Here is a 2,027-nt window from a genome sequence, read left to right as displayed (position 1 = left end):
TCCACTGCCGCATTCAGCGCCAGGATATTGGTCTGGAAGGCGATGCTGTCGATGACGGAGATGATGTCCACGATGCGGCCGGAGGACGTGTTGATCACGCCCATGGTATCGACTACCTGCGACACGATCTGGCCGCCTTGCTGCGCCACGTCGGATGCCGACACCGCCAGCTGATTGGCCTGGCGTGCGTTGTCCGCGTTCTGGCGCACGGTGCCGGTCAGTTCTTCCAGCGATGCGGCGGTTTCTTCCAGCGATGCGGCCTGCTGTTCGGTGCGCGCGGACAGATCGAGGTTGCCCGCTGCGATTTCGCCGCTGGCCGAGGCAATAGCGCTGCTGCCTTCACGCACGCGGCGCACGGTGCCGGCCAGCTGTTGCTGCATTTTTTCCAGGCCCTTCATCAGCATGCCCATTTCGTCGTGGCGTTCGACGTGGATGCGCTGGGCCAGATTGCCGGCGGCCATTTCGTCGAAATGATTCAGCGCTTGCGACAGCGGACGCATGATGGCGCGCATGGTCAGCACGCCGGATGCAATCATCAGCACGATGCCGATGACGATGGCCGCCACGGTCAGCTTCGAAGTGTGGCTGAACAGCGTCTGGCTGGCTTCGTAATTGGCGGCGGCGCCTTTCAGCTGATAGTCTTCCAGCGCATTCGACGCCTCGTCGTAGGTGCGGAACAGCGGGGACACACGGCGCGTCGCCAGATCATCGGCCTGCGGCAGATCMTTCTCGCGGATGGCTTTGGCCAGGGCCAGCAGGCCGTCTTTGACGAAGGCGTCGCGCGTGGCCGCCATTTTTGCGGCCAGCGCCTTTTCATCGGCATCGGCCGGCAGGGCCAGATAGCGCTGCCAGGCCTTGTCGGCGTCGGCGATGAAGCCTTCGGCGCGCTCGATTGCCGCCGGCGCGTCGGGACCGTCGGGGTGCAGAGCGGCGCGGTCCAGCGAGAAGCGTGCACGCGCCAGGAAGTTCTTGGCCGAGCCGATTGCCATGCTGGAGGCCATCTGGTTGGTGTAGGTGTCGGTCAGGGCGGCATTGRTGGAATTCATGCCATAAATGCCCATGGCGCCCACGGCGAAAATTACAGCGCCCAGCAGGGCGAAGGTCGCGATCAGGCGCGACCGGATGGAGAGGTCGGGGAACATTTTATAAGTGAAGGTTACACGAATGAATGTCACCAATTCTCACACTTTAATTGCCTCATGGCAACTGAAATTTTGTAACAGAATCAGGGACTTGGCGGCGCCGGTTCCCCCCCCGGTGCCGCCAGACAGGCCGATTATTTGCCCGTATAGGTGATGCGATAAACGCGGTTGGCGTAGTCGTCGGACACCAGCATGGAGCCATCGGCCAGCATGGCCACGTCGACCGGGCGGCCGCTGACTTCTTCGCCTTGCAGGAAGCCGTCGATAAAGGCGGTGTCGCTGACCACCTGGTTGTTGTACAGGGTGATCAGGCGCACCTGGTAGCCGATCTTGTTGGCGCGGTTCCAGGAGCCGTGTTCGGCAATGAACAGCTGGTTGCGGTAGGCCTGAGGGAAGGCGGTGCCGGTGTAGAAGGCCATGCCCAGCGGCGCCACGTGCGGGCCAAGCTTGGCGGCGGGCGGCGTGAACTCTTCGCACTTGCGGCCGTTGGCGAAGTCGGGGTCAGGCACCACACCGCCGTGGCAGTAAGGGAAGCCGAAGTGCATGCCGGTCTTCGGCGCGTAATTCAGTTCGCAGGACGGCGTGTTGTCGCCCATTTCGTCGCGGCCGTTATCGGTGAACCACATTTCCTTGGTCAGCGGGTGCCAGTTGAAGCCGACGGTGTTGCGCACGCCGCGCGCCACCATTTCCCAGTTGCTGCCGTCCGGGTTCATGCGCCAGATCTTGGAGTAGGCTTCGTCTTCCTTGTTGCAGACATTGCAGGGCGCGCCGATCGGCACATACAGCTTGCCGTCCGGGCCGGCCTTGATGTACTTCTCGCCGTGCCAGGTTTCTTTTGGCAGGTCGTCCTTGATCACTTTGTAGGATGGCTTGGAAGCGTAGGTG

The 2,027-nt window shown here is 62.4% G+C and carries 2 protein-coding genes; both read right to left on the bottom strand.

The genetic code is table 11. The features are described from left to right. Positions 1-1,175, bottom strand: a 1,175-nt coding sequence (locus tag AB4Z11_RS30325; protein WP_442029686.1) for a Tar ligand binding domain-containing protein, incomplete at its 3' end; no start/stop codon positions are given. Positions 1,176-1,276: 101 nt separating this feature from the next. Next, on the bottom strand, positions 1,277-2,027 hold a 751-nt coding region (locus AB4Z11_RS30320), incomplete at its 5' end, for a PQQ-dependent sugar dehydrogenase (protein ID WP_442029684.1).

The sequence above is a fragment of the Pseudoduganella sp. RAF53_2 genome, from assembly GCF_052113985.1.
Lineage (GTDB): Bacteria > Pseudomonadota > Gammaproteobacteria > Burkholderiales > Burkholderiaceae_D > Rugamonas.
This window is presented reverse-complemented; position numbering and strand designations above follow the sequence as displayed.